19 protein-coding genes are annotated in these 15,263 nt (G+C 68.7%); 8 read left to right on the top strand and 11 right to left on the bottom strand.

Annotated elements, in window-relative coordinates; translation table 11 throughout:
* Positions 1 to 16: 16 nt before the first annotated feature.
* Both dnaJ and dnaK read right to left on the bottom strand, forming a co-directional pair.
* The gene (gene dnaJ, locus D9601_RS00745) at positions 17 to 1,141 is read right to left on the bottom strand and encodes a molecular chaperone DnaJ (RefSeq protein WP_198352035.1); all 1,125 of its coding nucleotides are present in this window, start codon (positions 1,139 to 1,141) and stop codon (positions 17 to 19) included.
* Positions 1,142 to 1,231: 90 nt separating this feature from the next.
* Positions 1,232 to 3,139 carry a molecular chaperone DnaK gene (gene dnaK, locus D9601_RS00740; RefSeq protein ID WP_198352034.1) on the bottom strand — a complete coding sequence of 636 codons (1,908 nt, stop codon included), beginning with the start codon at positions 3,137 to 3,139 and terminating at the stop codon, positions 1,232 to 1,234.
* Between the two features lie 165 nt (positions 3,140 to 3,304).
* Here dnaK and D9601_RS00735 point away from each other — a divergent pair, with 165 nt between their 5' ends.
* Together D9601_RS00735 and D9601_RS00730 are read left to right on the top strand one after the other, a co-directional pair.
* Entirely contained in the window at positions 3,305 to 3,757 is a 453-nt protein-coding gene (locus D9601_RS00735; protein ID WP_198353315.1) for a copper chaperone PCu(A)C, read from the top strand.
* A gap of 4 nt (positions 3,758 to 3,761) precedes the next feature.
* On the top strand, positions 3,762 to 4,220 hold the full coding sequence (locus D9601_RS00730) for a vgr related protein (protein WP_198352033.1): 459 nt from the start codon (positions 3,762 to 3,764) through the stop codon (positions 4,218 to 4,220).
* Positions 4,221 to 4,228: 8 nt separating this feature from the next.
* Here the strand turns inward: D9601_RS00730 and D9601_RS00725 are convergent, their stop codons facing one another.
* A complete protein-coding gene (locus tag D9601_RS00725; protein ID WP_198352032.1) occupies positions 4,229 to 5,455 on the bottom strand; it encodes a threonine synthase in 1,227 nt (408 codons plus the stop codon).
* 126 nt (positions 5,456 to 5,581) lie between these two features.
* Here D9601_RS00725 and D9601_RS00720 point away from each other — a divergent pair, with 126 nt between their 5' ends.
* Both D9601_RS00720 and D9601_RS00715 read left to right on the top strand, forming a co-directional pair.
* A complete protein-coding gene (locus tag D9601_RS00720; protein ID WP_332837938.1) occupies positions 5,582 to 5,812 on the top strand; it encodes a BrnT family toxin in 231 nt (76 codons plus the stop codon).
* On the top strand, positions 5,766 to 6,020 hold the full coding sequence (locus D9601_RS00715; protein WP_198352031.1) for a BrnA antitoxin family protein: 255 nt from the start codon (positions 5,766 to 5,768) through the stop codon (positions 6,018 to 6,020). Before D9601_RS00720 ends, D9601_RS00715 begins: the two co-directional genes overlap by 47 nt.
* Positions 6,021 to 6,026: 6 nt before the next feature.
* On the opposite strand, the gene D9601_RS00710 is transcribed toward D9601_RS00715, so the two are convergent.
* From D9601_RS00710 to D9601_RS00695, 4 genes are read right to left on the bottom strand one after another with little or no spacing between them, the layout of a single operon-like run.
* Positions 6,027 to 6,233 (bottom strand): hypothetical protein, encoded by a 207-nt coding sequence (locus D9601_RS00710; protein WP_198353462.1) that lies wholly within the window; start codon positions 6,231 to 6,233, stop codon positions 6,027 to 6,029.
* A 5-nt stretch (positions 6,234 to 6,238) separates the two neighbouring features.
* On the bottom strand, positions 6,239 to 6,799 hold the full coding sequence (gene grpE / locus D9601_RS00705) for a nucleotide exchange factor GrpE (RefSeq protein ID WP_198352030.1): 561 nt from the start codon (positions 6,797 to 6,799) through the stop codon (positions 6,239 to 6,241).
* 16 nt (positions 6,800 to 6,815) lie between these two features.
* On the bottom strand, positions 6,816 to 7,856 hold the full coding sequence (hrcA, locus tag D9601_RS00700) for a heat-inducible transcriptional repressor HrcA (protein ID WP_198352029.1): 1,041 nt from the start codon (positions 7,854 to 7,856) through the stop codon (positions 6,816 to 6,818).
* 6 nt (positions 7,857 to 7,862) lie between these two features.
* Positions 7,863 to 8,351 carry a DUF6438 domain-containing protein gene (locus D9601_RS00695; RefSeq protein ID WP_198352028.1) on the bottom strand — a complete coding sequence of 163 codons (489 nt, stop codon included), beginning with the start codon at positions 8,349 to 8,351 and terminating at the stop codon, positions 7,863 to 7,865.
* A gap of 88 nt (positions 8,352 to 8,439) precedes the next feature.
* Here D9601_RS00695 and rph point away from each other — a divergent pair, with 88 nt between their 5' ends.
* From rph to D9601_RS00680, 3 genes are read left to right on the top strand one after another with little or no spacing between them, the layout of a single operon-like run.
* The gene (rph, locus tag D9601_RS00690) at positions 8,440 to 9,156 is read left to right on the top strand and encodes a ribonuclease PH (RefSeq protein ID WP_198352027.1); all 717 of its coding nucleotides are present in this window, start codon (positions 8,440 to 8,442) and stop codon (positions 9,154 to 9,156) included.
* The gene (gene rdgB, locus D9601_RS00685; RefSeq protein ID WP_198352026.1) at positions 9,153 to 9,779 is read left to right on the top strand and encodes an RdgB/HAM1 family non-canonical purine NTP pyrophosphatase; all 627 of its coding nucleotides are present in this window, start codon (positions 9,153 to 9,155) and stop codon (positions 9,777 to 9,779) included. The genes rph and rdgB overlap by 4 nt, the downstream gene beginning before the upstream one ends.
* A 17-nt stretch (positions 9,780 to 9,796) precedes the next feature.
* Entirely contained in the window at positions 9,797 to 10,432 is a 636-nt protein-coding gene (locus tag D9601_RS00680; RefSeq protein ID WP_198352025.1) for a GNAT family N-acetyltransferase, read from the top strand.
* 15 nt (positions 10,433 to 10,447) lie between these two features.
* On the opposite strand, the gene D9601_RS00675 is transcribed toward D9601_RS00680, so the two are convergent.
* Positions 10,448 to 11,005, bottom strand: a complete 558-nt coding sequence (locus D9601_RS00675; protein ID WP_332837869.1) for a CAP domain-containing protein — start codon at positions 11,003 to 11,005, stop codon at positions 10,448 to 10,450.
* 21 nt (positions 11,006 to 11,026) lie between these two features.
* Here D9601_RS00675 and hemW point away from each other — a divergent pair, with 21 nt between their 5' ends.
* Positions 11,027 to 12,184, top strand: coding sequence for a radical SAM family heme chaperone HemW (hemW, locus tag D9601_RS00670; RefSeq protein ID WP_198352023.1), 1,158 nt, complete (start codon positions 11,027 to 11,029; stop codon positions 12,182 to 12,184).
* A 52-nt stretch (positions 12,185 to 12,236) separates the two neighbouring features.
* Here hemW and D9601_RS00665 read toward each other — a convergent pair whose 3' ends face one another.
* The 3 genes from D9601_RS00665 to D9601_RS00655 form a co-directional block, all read right to left on the bottom strand.
* A complete protein-coding gene (locus tag D9601_RS00665) occupies positions 12,237 to 13,694 on the bottom strand; it encodes a carbohydrate porin (protein WP_198352022.1) in 1,458 nt (485 codons plus the stop codon).
* Positions 13,695 to 13,771: 77 nt separating this feature from the next.
* A complete protein-coding gene (dapD, locus tag D9601_RS00660) occupies positions 13,772 to 14,599 on the bottom strand; it encodes a 2,3,4,5-tetrahydropyridine-2,6-dicarboxylate N-succinyltransferase (RefSeq protein WP_198352021.1) in 828 nt (275 codons plus the stop codon).
* The gene (locus D9601_RS00655) at positions 14,596 to 15,261 is read right to left on the bottom strand and encodes a pyrimidine 5'-nucleotidase (RefSeq protein ID WP_198352020.1); all 666 of its coding nucleotides are present in this window, start codon (positions 15,259 to 15,261) and stop codon (positions 14,596 to 14,598) included. Before D9601_RS00655 ends, dapD begins: the two co-directional genes overlap by 4 nt.
* Positions 15,262 to 15,263 lie beyond the last annotated feature (2 nt).

Raw genomic sequence — 15,263 nt, 5'->3', positions numbered from 1 at the left:
GGAACCCCGTAACCGGCTATTCCCCCGCGAACACGCCCTTCAGCTTGGCGAAGAAGCCGTGGCTCGCCGGGCATTCGTCGCCCGTCTCCGTCTCGCGGAACAGTTCGAGCAATTCGCGCTGCCGCGTCGACAGTTTGGTCGGCGTTTCCACCTCGATCTGGACGACGAGGTCGCCCTGACCGCGCCCCTGCAGCACCGGCATGCCGGCGCCGCGCTGGCGCAGTTGCTTGCCGGACTGGATGCCCGCGGGGATCTTGATCTCGTGCTTGGCGCCGTCGAGCCCCGGGATCGACAGCATGCCGCCGAGTGCCGCAGTGGTGAAGCTGATCGGCGCGCGCGCGAACAGGGTCGTGCCCTCGCGCTCGAAGATCGCATGCCGTTTGACGTGCAGGAAGATGTAGAGATCGCCGGCCGGCGCGCCACGCGGCCCCGCCTCGCCCTCGCCGGTCAGGCGGATGCGCGTCCCCTCGTCGACGCCGGGCGGTACGTTGACGGCCAGCGTCTTGGTCCGTTCGATCCGACCGTCGCCGCGACAGTCGGCGCACGGATCGGCGATCACCTGGCCCGAGCCCTGGCAGACCGGGCAGGCGCGTTCGACGACGAAGAAACCCTGCTGCGCGCGCACCTTGCCATGGCCAGCGCAATGGCGGCAGGTCGTCGCCTGCGTGCCCGGCTTGGCGCCCGTACCCTGGCACGTGTCGCATTGCGCGGACACGTCGACGGTGATCTCGGTCGATTTGCCGTGGAACGCCTCCTCGAGGCTGATCTCCATGTCGTAGCGCAGGTCGGCGCCACGCCGCGGCTGCGCCCGGCCACCGCCGCGCCCGCCGCCCATGAATTCGCCAAATACGCTTTCGAAGATGTCGGAGAAGGCGCCGAAATCCTGCGCGCCCCCGCCACCGCCGCCGCCGTTCTGGAACGCGGCATGGCCGTAGCGATCGTAGGCGGCGCGCTTCTGCGGGTCCTTCAGGACCTCATAGGCCTCGCTGACCGCCTTGAACTTGGCTTCCGAATCCTTGCACCCGGCATTCTTGTCCGGATGGTATTTCATCGCGAGCTTGCGATAGGCGGACTTCAGCGTCGCACCGTCCGCATCACGCTCGCACTCGAGCAATTCGTAATAGTCGACTGTGGTGCTCATGCCCGCCCTCTAAGCCCGTACCGCCCCGTCGGCGGAAAGTCGCAAAAGTCGCACTCCGGCGACCCCCGCGCGACGGGGAGATGACGGCTCTTACGCCTTGTGGTCGTCGACTTCCGAGAATTCGGCGTCGACCACGTCATCGGCCTTCGCCTCTTCACTCGTCGCGCCGCCCTGCGGCGAGGCATCGGCCTGCTGCTGCTTCTCGTAGATCGCCTGGCCGAGCTTCATCGCGACCTGCGCAAGCGCCTGCGCCTTCTCGGTCATGCGGTCGGCATCGTTCGACTCGACCGCCGACTTGGCCTCGTCGATCGCCGCCTGGATTTCCGACTTCAGCGATTCGTCGACCTTGTCGCCATTGTCGGCGAGCTGACGCTCCGTCGTGTGGATCAGGCTTTCGGCGTTGTTCTTTGCCTCGGCCGCCGCACGCCGCTTCTTGTCCTCCTCGGCGAACTGCTCGGCGTCGCGGACCATCTGTTCGATGTCGTTGTCGCTGAGACCACCCGAAGCCTGGATGCGGATCTGCTGCTCCTTGCCGGTGCCCTTGTCCTTCGCCGAGACGTTGACGATGCCGTTGGCGTCGATGTCGAACGTCACCTCGATCTGCGGCACGCCGCGCGGCGCCGGCGGGATGCCGACCAGGTCGAACTGGCCGAGCAGCTTGTTGTCCGCCGCCATTTCGCGCTCGCCCTGGAAGACGCGGATCGTCACCGCGCCCTGATTGTCGTCCGCCGTCGAATAGGTCTGCGACTTCTTGGTCGGGATCGTCGTGTTGCGATCGATCATCCGGGTGAACACGCCACCCAGCGTCTCGATGCCGAGCGACAGCGGCGTCACGTCGAGCAGCAGCACGTCCTTGACGTCGCCCTGCAGCACGCCCGCCTGGATCGCGGCGCCCATCGCGACGACCTCGTCCGGGTTGACACCGGTGTGCGGCTCCTTGCCGAAGAACTGCTTCACCGCCTCGCGCACCTTCGGCATGCGGGTCATGCCGCCGACCAGCACGACTTCGCTGATGTCGCTGGTCTTCACGCCGGCATCGGCGAGCGCCTTCTTCATCGGCTCGATCGTGCGCTGGATCAGGCCGTCGACGAGACGCTCCAGATCGGCGCGGCTGATCGTCTTGACCAAGTGCTTCGGGCCGTTCTGGTCGGCGGTGATGAACGGCAGGTTGACCTCGGTCGACGCCGCCGACGACAGCTCGATCTTCGCCTTCTCGGCCGCTTCCTTCAGGCGCTGCAGCGCGAGCTTGTCCTTGGTGAGGTCGATGCCCTCATCCTTCTTGAAGCCCTCGGCCAGATAATCGACCAGCTTGTTGTCGAAATCCTCGCCCCCCAAGAAGGTGTCGCCGTTGGTCGCCTTCACCTCGAACACGCCGTCGCCGATCTCGAGGATCGAGACGTCGAAGGTGCCGCCGCCAAGGTCGTAGACCGCGATCGTCTTGCCGTCCTGCTTCTCGAGGCCATAGGCCAGCGCCGCCGCGGTCGGCTCGTTGATGATGCGCAGCACTTCGAGGCCGGCGATCTGGCCGGCGTCCTTGGTCGCCTGGCGCTGCGCGTCGTTGAAGTACGCCGGGACGGTGATCACCGCCTGCGTCACCGTCTCGCCAAGATACGATTCGGCGGTTTCCTTCATCTTCTGCAGCGTGAAGGCGCTGATCTGCGACGGCGAATAATCCTTGCCGCCTGCCTGCACCCACGCATCGCCGTTGCCGCCGCGCACGATGTGGTACGGCACCAGCTCGGTGTCCTTCTTGGTGATCGGATCGTCGAAGCGACGGCCGATCAGACGCTTCACCGCGAAGATCGTGTTGTCGCCGTTGGTCACCGCCTGACGCTTCGCCGGCTGGCCGACCAGCCGCTCGCCGTCCTTGGCGAAGGCGACGATCGACGGCGTCGTGCGCGCGCCCTCGGCGTTCTCGATCACCTTGGGCTTGCCGCCCTCCATCACCGCAACGCAGCTGTTGGTGGTGCCGAGATCGATACCGATTACTTTAGCCATACGTGCTTAACCCTAGCCCCTGACAAACAAACCATGAGGGATGCACCCCGTTACGGCAGCGCAATCTCCTCGTCACGGCGGCGATATAGGTGGGGTTCGCCTTGCCGCAAGAACTGCGGTTCCATAGAGCAAGCGAGGAAGTTCCCGGACGGAGACACCAGGGTGATGCGGCGACAGATGGCGGGCGTGCTCGCGGTAACGATGGCGGCGTCGCTGGCCGGGTGCGTCAAGCCCGATCCGCTAAGCATGACCAACGCCTGGGTGCGGTTGCCGGCCGTACCGGGACGGCCGGCGGCGGGCTATTTCACGCTGCACGGCGGCAAGACGCCGCAGACGGTCATCGCCGCCAATTCCGACGTATCGCTGCGCGCGGAGATGCACGAAAGCGCCGCCGGTGCGGGCGGCACGGCGACGATGCGGCCGCTGACCAGCGTCGCGCTGCCGGCGAACAGCGATGTCGCCTTCGCGCCGGGCGGTCGCCACGTCATGCTGTTCGACGTCAACCGCGCGGTCAAGCCGGGCGACCGCGTCACGCTGACCGCGACGCTGGCCAATGGCGCCCGGATCAGCGCGCGCGCGACGGTGATCGCGCCGGGAGCGCCGGCACCGCAGTTCTGATCCGATGATCGACCGGACGCTCACCCCCGGCGAGGTCGCGCTCGCCCGCACCGTCTTCCACGACGCGATCGATTATGCCGCGGTGCGTATCGCACGGCGCAAATGGGCCTTCTTCCAGCCGCGCGACACGGTGATGGCGCCGCGCGGCTGCATCCATTTTCATCCCGGCGGCAGTGCCTATCGCGACGATTTCGCGGCGGCCCGGCTCGCCGACCAGGGCCTGTTCATCCACGAGATGGTGCACATCTGGCAGCATCAGCGCGGCATCGTCCTGCCGCTCGCCCGCCATCCCTTCTGCCGCTACACGTACGCGTTCAAGCCGGGCCAGCCGCTGCACCGCTATGGCATCGAACAGCAGGGCGAGATCGTCCGCCATGCCTTCCTGCTGCGCCACGGCGCCGCCGTCGCGGGGGCGCCGCCGCTCGCCCAATATGAGACTTTGCTGCCGTTCGGCCGAGACTGACCGGCCGGTCAGAGCGCGTCGAAGTCGATCGAACCATGCCGGTCCAGCCAGTTCGGCGCTTCCGGCATCGGATATTTGAGTCCCGTCGCGCAGTTGAACAGCACGACACGCTCGTCCTCGTCGACCTCGCCGGTGCGCAACGCCTCGCGATAGGCGGCAAGCGTCGCGCCGCCCTCCGGGCACAGCAGCAGGCCGTCCGCGCGCGCGCACTCCTCCACCGCCTTCAGGATGGCGGGATCGCCGACACCGACCGCCTTGCCGCCGCTATCGCGTACCGCCCGCAGGATCAGGAAATCGCCGACCGCGCGTGGCACCCGGATGCCGGCGGCGACGGTGTGCGCATCCTCCCAACGCTCGGCATGGTCCTCGCCCGCCTCGAAGGCGCGGACGATCGGCGCGCAGCCCGATGCCTGCACCGCATACATGCGCGGCCGCTTCGCCCCGATCCAGCCGAGCCGCTCCAGCTCGTCGAACGCCTTCCACATGCCGATCAGCCCGGTGCCGCCGCCGGTGGGGTAGAAGATCGCGTCCGGCAGCTGCCAGCCGAGCTGCGCGGCCAGTTCCAGTCCCATCGTCTTCTTGCCCTCGATCCGGTAAGGCTCCTTCAGCGTCGACAGGTCGAACCAGCGGCCCTCCGCCGCGCCCTTGCCGACGATCGCGCCGCAATCGTCGATCAGGCCGTTGACCCGATAGACGCGCGCGCCCTGCATCGCGATCTCGCGGACGTTCACCTCCGGCGTGTCCTCCGGACAGAAGACGATCGTCTCGATCCCGACGCGGCTCGCATAAGCGGCGAGCGCCGCCCCCGCATTGCCGTTGGTCGGCATCGCGATCCGGGTGATGCCCAGTTCCTTCGCCATCGCCACCGCCATGACGAGGCCCCGCGCCTTGAAGCTGCCGGTCGGCAACCGTCCTTCATCCTTGATCAGTACGTTGCCGCCACCGGCGCTCTTCGGGATCGGTATCAGCGGCGTCTCGATCTCGCCCAGGCTGACGACATTGTCCGTCCGCCGCACCGGCAGCAATTCCCGCCAGCGCCACAGATCGGTCGGCCGCGCCTCCAGCATCGGCCGCGGCAGATTGGCGCGAACGGCATCGAGATCGTAGCGGACCAGCAGCGGCCGCCCGACGCGCGACAGGCCATGCACCGTGTCGGCGTCGTAGCGCTCGCCCGTCATCGAGCATTCGAGATGCGTGACGAAGGTCGGGCGATCAGTGGTGAGATTGGCGTTCATGACGACATTCCTAGCCGCGCCAGGGAGATGCCGTCCACTTGAATGCATCGCAGATCGTAGTTACAATCAGCCGTGGACATCGAGTTCGACCCGGCCAAGGACGCGGTCAATCGCGCCAAGCATGGCGTGTCGCTGGCGTTTGGAGAACGAGTCCTCGAAGATGCGGCTCATGTTCTCATCGCATCCGCTCGGCCTGAGGACGGGGAGTCGCGGTGGAAAGCGATAGGCACGGTGGAAGGTCGCCTATGGACGGCGGTGTTCGTCGAGCGTGAAGCCGCGACCCGTTTCATCTCGGTAAGGAAAAGCAACGATGCAGAAGCTCGCGGATACTATCGCCATCCCCGCCGATCCCAATGATCCCGAGGATTTCGACGTTACCGAGGCGGCACTAGAACAGGCGTTGATCGAACGGCGCGAGCGATTGCGCACGCGAGGCGCCCAGGCGGCGCCGACCAAGCAGCAGGTGACGCTGCGTCTCGATCGCGACGTCCTCGCCAAGTTCCGTGCGACCGGGCCGGGCTGGCAGGCGCGGATCAACGCCGCCTTGCGGGCAGCGCAAGTCTAGTCAGAGTCAGTCGCCGAATTCCAGCGCCGCCGCCGCACCGCCCGACAGGTCGAGCGGGCGGTCGGGGGTGACCGGGCAGGGATCGCCGCCCGCCTCGCCGCGTGGCGGACGCCGCCGCATACGGTCGGCGAGGCGACGGGCGAAGGCCTTGTCGCGCGCGATCCGGAGCCGTTCCTCTGCCGAACGGCGCGGGCCCAGATCCGGTATCGGCATGGCGGTTACTCCGGCTTCTTCGCCACCGCGACCAGCGCGGGGCGGAGCAGGCGATCCTTGATCATATAGCCGGCCTGCATCTCCTGCACGATCGTGCCGGGTTCGGCGTCGCTCGGCATCTCCATCATCGCCTGGTGCTTGTTGGGGTCGAGATTCATGCCCATCGCCTCGACCTTGGTGATGCCATGGCGGGTGAAGACGCTCTCCAGTTCGCGACCCGTCGCCTCGAGGCCGGTCACCAGCCCCTTCATCTTGTCGTCGCCACGCAGGTCGGCGGGGATCGCGGCCAGGGCACGCGCCAGATTGTCCGCCACCGACAGGATGTCGCGGGCGAAATTGGTCGCGGCATAGTTGCGCGCGTCGGCCGCGTCCTTCTCGGCGCGACGGCGCACGTTCTGGATGTCCGCCTGTGCGTAGAGCGTGTCCTGCTTGGCCGCGGCGAGCTGATCCTCCAGCTCGGCGATGCGCTTGGCCGCGCTGTCGTGTTCGGCCACTTCCGGCGCGTTATCCGCAGTTTCCTGGCGCAGATCGTCGGCGCCGGCAGGCGTGGTCGTCTCTTCGGTCATTCTAATCCCTGTTTCTTCAGCCCATCAGACGGGCGAGCGTTGCCGCCGTGAAATCCACCATGGGCACGACGCGCGCATAGTTCAACCGCGTGGGGCCGATCACCCCGACCACGCCGACCACCCGGCCGCCGGGTCCGCGGAACGGCCGCGCAATCACCGACGAGCCCGACAGCGCGAACAATTTGTTCTCCGCCCCAATGAAGATGCGGGTCGCGTCGCCGGCGCGCGCGCTGTCGAGCAGGTTGGCGATCTCCTGCTTGCCGTCGAGATCGTCGAGCAGGTCGCGGACGCGTTCGAGGTCCGCGGCCGCAGCAGCATCGATCAGACGCCCCTGCCCGCGCACGATCAGCACCGGCCGGCGCGCGCCGTCCTCGCTCCAGACGGCGAGGCCCTGGTCGACCAGCGCCCGCGCCGCGCCATCGACCAGCGCGCGCTCCTCCGCCATCTCGCGTTCGATCCGCGCGCGGGCCTCGGCCAAGGTCAGCCCGCCCAGCGTCGCGGTCATGTAATTGCCTGCCTCGACCAGCGCCGACGGCGTCATGCCCTCCGGCAGGCCGATCACCCGATTCTCGACCGATCCGTCCTCGCTGACGATCACCGCCATGCCCTGGGTCGGCGACAGTGCGACGAAGCCGATCGAGCGCAGCGCCAGTTCCCGCTTCGGCACCATGACCAGGCCTGCGCAGGCGGACAGGCCAGACAGCGCCGCGGTGGTCGCCGCCAATGCCTCCTCGACCGGGCCGCCGCGGCCGGCGCGATGCTCGATCGCGGCGCGTTCCTCCGCGCTCGGCTCCAGCGCCTGCATCATGCCGTCGACGAACAGCCGCAGGCCACGATCGGTCGGCACGCGGCCGGCACTGGTGTGCGGCGAGGCGAGCAGGCCCAGTTCCTCCAATTCCTGCATCACGCTGCGGATCGAGGCGGGCGACAGCTTGAGTCCGGAGGCGGCGGCGATCGTCTTCGATCCCACCGGCATGCCGTTCTCGACATAGCCATCGACGACGGCACGGAAGATCTCGCGCGCACGATCGGTCAATTCGGTGACGGGCGGTGCCATGCGCGCCTATCTAGGACGGCGGCCGTCACCGATAAAGGCGGCAATCGGCAGCGCGGCCGGCGCCGCCTTCAACCGATCGAACAGCGCGCTGTTGCCGTCCATGTCGCAGCCGAAATAGGCCGACAGGTGCGAGGGCGGCCGGGTGCCGCCGGTCCAGCGCACGTCGACGGTGATCTGGTCGGTCGCGATCGAACGGCAGGCCGGCTTGCCGTTGAGCACGCGCACGCCGGCCGGCCGGTCGGCCACCAGCTTCGCGCGGAAGGCGGCAAATTCCGCCGGAGTCACCCGGAAGGCCTTGCGCCCCTTTTCCGCGGTGAACCGGCCTCCCTCGAACACGCCCTGCCCGGTCGAGCTGACGGTGACGCGATAGGCGGGGCAGAAACCGAAACAGGGTCCGGTCTCGTAGCGGATCGTTTCCGGCTGCGGCTTCGCCTCCGCCACCGCGACCAACGTCCCGGCCGCCAGCGCCGCCGCCAGTGCCACCATCACGCGCATCTCCGTCTCCTCGCGACTGGCGCGCCGCGGCGCGCCGGGTTAGGGCAACGGCTAACGTCTTGCCCCTTCCTACCTTGAGGAGAGTTGAATGCGCCCCAGCGGCCGCGCCCCCGACCAGATGCGTGCAATCACGATCACCCCGAACTTCACCCGCCATGCGGAGGGATCGGTGCTGATCGGCTTCGGCGACACGCGCGTGCTGGTCACCGCCAGCATCGAGGAGCGCGTGCCCCCCTTCCTGCGCGGCAAGGGCGAAGGCTGGGTGACCGCCGAATATGGCATGCTGCCCCGCGCGACCCACACCCGCGGCAGCCGCGAGGCGGCAAAGGGCAAGCAGTCGGGCCGCACCCAGGAGATCCAGCGGCTAATCGGCCGATCCCTGCGATCGGTGATGGACATGAAGCTGCTCGGCGAGCGCCAGATCACGCTCGATTGCGACGTGATCCAGGCCGACGGCGGCACGCGCACCGCGTCGATCTCCGGCGCCTGGGTCGCGATGCGCCTGGCCGTCGACACTTTGCTCGCCAACGGCAAGCTGACCGTCGATCCGATCAAGCAGAAGGTCGCGGCGGTCAGCTGCGGCATCTATCAGGGCACGCCCGTCCTCGACCTCGATTATGACGAGGATTCGAACGCCGACGCCGACGCCAATTTCGTCCTGCTCGAAAACGGCCATATCGCCGAGGCGCAGGCGACCGCCGAACATGCGACGTACGACGAGGAGGCGCTACTCCGCCTGCTGCGCCTCGCGCGCATGGGCTGCACCGAGATTTTCGCTGCGCAGGATCGCGCGGTGCGCGCATGAGCGGCGAGGGCAGCGAACCGCAGGCGATCCGCAAGCTGCAACCGGGCAAGCTGGTCATCGCCAGCCATAACGAGGGCAAGGTCGCCGAATTCCGCGAGCTGCTCGCGCCCTATGGGGTCGAGCTGCTGTCGGCGGCGGAGCTCGACCTGCCCGAACCGGAGGAAACGGGAACGACCTTCGTCGCCAATGCCGAGCTGAAGGCGCTGAGCGCCGCCGACCTGTCCGGCCTGCCCGCCCTGTCCGACGACAGCGGCCTGTGCGTCGAGGCGCTGGGCGGCGACCCCGGCCTGTTCTCGGCGCGCTGGGCGGGGCCGGAGAAGGACTTCGCCATGGCGATGCGGCTGGTCGAGGATCGCCTGACCGAGGAGCCGGATACGGCGCGCGAGGCGCATTTCATCTGCGCGCTGGCGCTCGCCTGGCCGGACGGTCACGTCGAATGGTTCGAGGGCCGCGTCGACGGCTGCATCGTCTGGCCGCCGCGCGGCGACAAGGGCCATGGCTACGACCCGATCTTCCAACCGCTGGGCCACGACCAGACCTTCGCCGAGATCGATCCGGCGGTGAAGAACGACATCAGCCACCGGGCGGATGCGTTCCGGCAGCTGACGGCGGCGGTGTTCTGATCGCGTCGGCGGGATCGGTGGGGACGATCGATCCCGCGCTGGTCCATGGCTGGCTGGCCGGACGCTCGCTGGCGCGCGGCCTGCCCTTGCCGGTCGCGGACCACGGCGGCTGGCGCGTCGATACCGATGGCGAGGAGGAGCGGCGGCGATACGTCTTCGCGATCGCCGATGACCGGCTGCGCGATCTGGTCGCCAGCATCGCTGCGCCACGCATCTTCGCGAAGCTGTGCGCCGATGCCGAGACGTTCCGCAGCCTTCTGCCGGCTCGCTGGTCGGTGCTGCCGGCCAATTGCATGATGGTCGCCGGCACCGTCGCGCCGGCGCCCCAGCCCCTCCCCGCCGGTTACGTGCAGGCGGTCCAAGTCGACGGAGCCGTCGCGCGAGTGGTCATCACCGCGCCGGACGGCAGTCTCGCGTCCCACGGCTATGCCGCGGAGACCGCAGGCGTCTTCGTCTACGACCGCATCGTCACCGAAGAGCCGCACCGCCGCCGCGGGCTGGGCCGAGCCTTGATGGCGGCGCTGCGCGACACCCGCCGCGATCCGGGCTCACAGGAGGTGCTGACCGCGACGCCGATGGGTCGGGCGCTCTACGAAAGCATCGGCTGGCGCGTCTATGCGCCCTATACGACCGCGGTAATCCCGGACCCGTGACGGGGACGGCGGCGCTCAATATGCCCGCTCGCCGACCACGTTGCCGGCAGGGGCGTAACGGCAGACCAGGTAATCGTCGGTCCGGTTGCTCGCCAGCGCGCAGCCGACCTCGGTCGAGCCCCGCCAGACGATCTGCGCATAATGCGCGACGTCGCCGAAGCGGCCGGTACGGCTCGCCGCTGGAACCGCGATGTTGACGAAGTCGCGCCGCTCGTCGAGCCAATGGCCGATCATCTCCTGATAGGCATAGGCGTCGCGCGTGCCCGTCCACAAATTCTCACCCTGTCGGCCCGGCCCCTGCGGCTGCTCGGCATGTTCGAAGCGACCGGTGCGGGCGAGGTCCTGCGCATAGCTGCGCGCGGAGGCGGTCAGCGACTCGCTCCAGGTCAGCGGCGGCACGCCCACCGCGGCGCGGGCGACATTGTGGCCGTCGAGCATCGCGCTGCGCAACAGCGCCGCCCCGCGCGCCGCCGGCGCATCGCTGGTGCGCCGCTCGACCACCCGTTCCGGCCCCGCCTGGGTGCAGGAGGCGAGCAGCAGCAGGGCGGCGGCAAGCTGGCGTTTCGCGATCATCGCCGCCATATCGGCGCCACCATGACCCCCGACAAGACGCCGCTCGCGCTCTACGTCCACTGGCCGTTCTGCGTCTCGAAATGCCCCTATTGCGATTTCAACAGCCATGTCCGCGAGTCGGTCGACCAGCAGGCATGGCGCGATGCGCTGCTCGCCGACCTGGCGCACGAGGCCGGACTGCTGCCCGGGCGACGGCTCGGCTCGGTCTTCTTCGGCGGTGGCACGCCCTCGCTGATGCCGCCGGCGACGGTGGCGGCGATCCTCGACGCGGCGCAGCGACACTGGGCGCCGACGGACGATATCGAGATCACGCTGGAGGCGAATCCATCGTCCGTCGAGGCGGCGCGCTTCGCGGATCTCGCCGCCGCGGGGGTCAATCGGGTGTCGCTGGGGCTGCAGGCGCTGGACGACGATGTCCTGCGGTTCCTCGGCCGGGCGCATGACGTGGCGGAAGGGCTCGGCGCGCTCGACACCGCGCAGCGGCATTTCCGGCGCGTCAGCGTCGACCTGATCTACGCCCGGCCCGGCCAGTCGCTGGCTGCGTGGGAGGCGGAGCTCGCGCGGGCGCTGTCGTTCGGCACCGAGCATCTGTCGCTCTACCAGCTGACGGTCGAGCCGGGCACGCGCTTCGCCACCGAGGAGGCGAAGGGGCGGCTGACGCTGCCGGACGGCGACGCCGCCGCCGACGTGTTCGAGACGACACGCGCGATGACCGCTGCCGCCGGGCTGCCCGCCTACGAGACATCCAATCACGCGCGGCCGGGTGCGGAAAGCCGCCACAACCTGACCTATTGGCGTTACCGCGATTATGCCGGCGTCGGACCGGGCGCGCATGGCCGCCGCGGCGGTCTCGCGACGCAGCGGCGCCGCAAGCCGGAGAATTGGCTGGCGGCGGTGGCGCGCAACGGCCACGGCATCGAGGCGGAAACCGCACTGACTGCGCATGAGCGCGCCACCGAGGCGCTGCTGATGGGGCTGCGGCTGGCGGAGGGCGTCGACCTGACGCACGTTGCCGCCCTTGCCGGGGGGCGCGCGCCGATCGACTGGGCGGCGGTCACACGGCTCGCCGGACAGGGCATGATCGTCCACGCGGGCGACCGGCTGATCGTCACCGAGGCGGGTGCGTTGCTGCTCGACGCGATCCTGCCGCTCGTCGTCGCGGATGCGGTGGCGGCGTAAGCCTCGTCCAATCCCCGGAGGAGGCCGGGGACAATGACGGGGAGTGTCTACGTTACAGCGTGATCGCCGCCTTCATGCCGACCACGCCGACGTCGTTCGCCTCGCGGATGCCGCCGGGCTGGTGGATGTACTGCACGTTCGGCCGCAGTTCGAGCCAGTCGGCAGGGTGGATCGAATAATAGACCTCCGCCGCATATTCCTCATGCCGCACCGGCGTTCCCGGCACCGACAGGTCCGCGAGCGCCGCGCGGCCGTTGACGTTGGTGCGCGCCACCGCCAGCCCCAACACGTCGCCCGGCACCGCCGGGACCAGCCCCTTGTAGAAGACGCCGACCGACACCTGATTGTCGGTCACCGACGTCTTGCGGTCCGCCTGCGTCACGTTGGCGAACATCGACAGGCCGGTCAGCGACTTGCCGTCCTTCGATGTGCCGGTCAGCTGCTGCTGCATGGTGAAATAGACGCCGTAGCGGCTGGAATGCTGGAGCGGCGCAAGGCCGGTCACCGCCGCCACGTTGCGGTTGACGTCGAGCAGCACGTCGTTGCCGTCCGCCGTGCCGAGCCAGCCGCCGATCTTGTACGATCCGACGTGGCCGTCGTCGCCGCCCCGCGTCCAGCCCGCCTCGACCGGGATCAACGCGCCGGTCGCGCCCTTGAAGTGGCCGATGAAGAAGTCGTTGTCGAGGTTGCGCGGGTTGATCTCGTAGACGCCGCCCTGGACATACAGATCGTGCGGCAGGTCGACGCGCACGCGCGCCCCCCATTGGCTGACCGGCCAATTGTACCAATAATCGCCGACGAGATTGCCCGGCTGCGCGCCGCAAAAGCTCAGGTTCATGAAATGGCAGGAGAAGACCGCGAAATCCTCGCCCGGATTGGTGCGGCCGAGCTTGATCTCGACGGCGCGGCCGATCTTCTGCTCGTACCAGAATTGGGTCAGGCGCACGGTCTGGCCGCGGCCATAGACCTCCTGCACCTGTTGCAGGGAATTGATCCCCGCCGCGGTGGTCAGGTCGTAGCCACGCCGCCAGGTCACCGTCGCCTGGAACGCACCGCCCTTCAGCCCGACCAGCTTCTCGAGATCGAGCAGCGCGCCAACATCGAACTGCCCCGTTTCGCGGAACAGGTTCCTGGTGCCGCCGGCGAAGTTGTAGCCGCTCTCCGACGCATAGCGAGCGGTCAGGCCGATGCCGCGCCGGCCGAGGCGGGTGCGGATCTCCTGCCAGTCGCCGATCAGGCCGGGAGGCGGCGCGCTTTGCGTGTCGCCGATCAAGGCGGACGGCGACGTGTCGCGCTGGCGCGGATGCGACGCCGGCGTCTGCGGCCGGTGCTGCGTGTCGCCGATGCTGCTGTCCGGCGTCTGCTGGCGGGTCTCGGGCGCCGGTGTCTGCTGGCTGTTCGCCGCGTCCGCCGGCGGCGAGGCGCCGACGTCGATCTGCTGCGCCGCGGCCGCCCCGGCCGTCACCGAGGCGAGGCATACCGCCGCCACCCCCAGAACCACTCGCTTCATCACCACCCCTTTCACGGCCGGTTCGCCGATCGGAAGGGGTAACGATGCTGTCGCGATAAGGTTCGAACCTGCCTGACTCAGTCGCGCAGCAATTCGTTGATGCTGGTCTTGCTGCGCGTCTGCGCGTCGACGCGCTTGACGATCACCGCGCAATAGAGGCCGGGCTTGCCGCCCTCCGCCGGCGTCGACCCGGGGACGACGACCGCATAGGGCGGCACCTCGCCCCGGAACACTTCGCCGGTGTCGCGATCGATGATCTTGGTCGATTTGCCGAGATAGACGCCCATCGACAGCACCGCGCCCTCTCCGACGCGCACGCCCTCCGCCACCTCGGACCGCGCGCCGATGAACGCGCCGTCGCCGATGATGACGGGGTCGGCCTGCAGCGGCTCCAGCACGCCGCCGATGCCGGCGCCGCCGGACAGATGGACGTTCCTGCCGATCTGCGCGCAGCTGCCGACCGTCGCCCAGGTGTCGACCATCGTACCCTCGCCGACATAGGCGCCGATGTTGACGAAGCTCGGCATCAGGATCGCGCCCGGCGCGACATAGGCGCCGCGGCGCACGACGCTGCCTGGCACGGCGCGGAAGCCGGCGGCGCGGAACTCCGCCTCGCTCCAGCCGGAGAATTTCGACGACACCTTGTCGAACCAATGGCCCGCGCCCGGTCCGTTGTCGATCAGCGTGTTGTCGTTGAGGCGGAAGCTGAGCAGCACCGCCTTCTTCAGCCACTGATTGACGCGCCAGCCGCCCTCACCGTCCGGCTCGGCGACACGGGCGGTGCCGGCGTCGAGCGACGCCAACGCGCGATCGACCGCCAGCCGCACGTCGCCGACCGTGTCGAAATTGAGGGCGGCGCGATCCTCCCATGCGGCGTCGATGACGGTTGCGAGCTCCTGGCTCATGCTGCCTCCAAGATATGATTGAGCCACGACGCGAGGTCGCGGACGATGAAGTCGATATGGTCACGGGCCGCCTCCGGCCCCTGTTCGGAACCGTTATCGACCCAGACCGTGGTCATGCCGATCGCCTTGGCCGGCGTCAGGTTGCGCGCCATGTCCTCGACGAACAACGCGCGGTGCGGGTCGATGCCGAAGGCCGCGCACAGGCCGGCATAGGCCGAGGGATGCGGCTTGGGCACCAGATCCATCGCGTGGATGTCGTGGATCGCCTCGAAGCTGTCGCCGAGACCCAGTCGGTCGAGCACCTTCAGCGCATAGGGTTTGTCGCCGTTGGTGAAGACCAGCTTGCGACCGGGCAGCCGGGCGAGCGCGGCGGCGAGCGGCGCGTCCTTCTCCAGCACGTCCATCTCGACGTCGTGGACGTCGGCGAGGAATTCATGCGGGTCGACGCCGTGCTCCGCCATCAGCCCGGTCAGGGTGGTGCCGTGGCGGTGGAAATAGTCCTTCTGGATGCGCCACGCCTCCTGCGGATCCACGCCGAGCCGCCGCGCGACATAGGCGGTCATCCGCGCATCGATCCGCGCGAACAGGTCGGCGCGCGCCGGATAGAGCGTGTTGTCCAGATCGAAGATCCAGGTGTCGATCGAGGCAAGCTGCGCAAGCATGG

Origin of the sequence: Sphingomonas sp. MA1305 (genome assembly GCF_016107325.1) — a bacterium.
Lineage (GTDB): Bacteria > Pseudomonadota > Alphaproteobacteria > Sphingomonadales > Sphingomonadaceae > Sphingomonas.
Note: the sequence above shows the minus strand (reverse complement) of the source record. Positions and strands in the feature narration are given on the sequence as shown.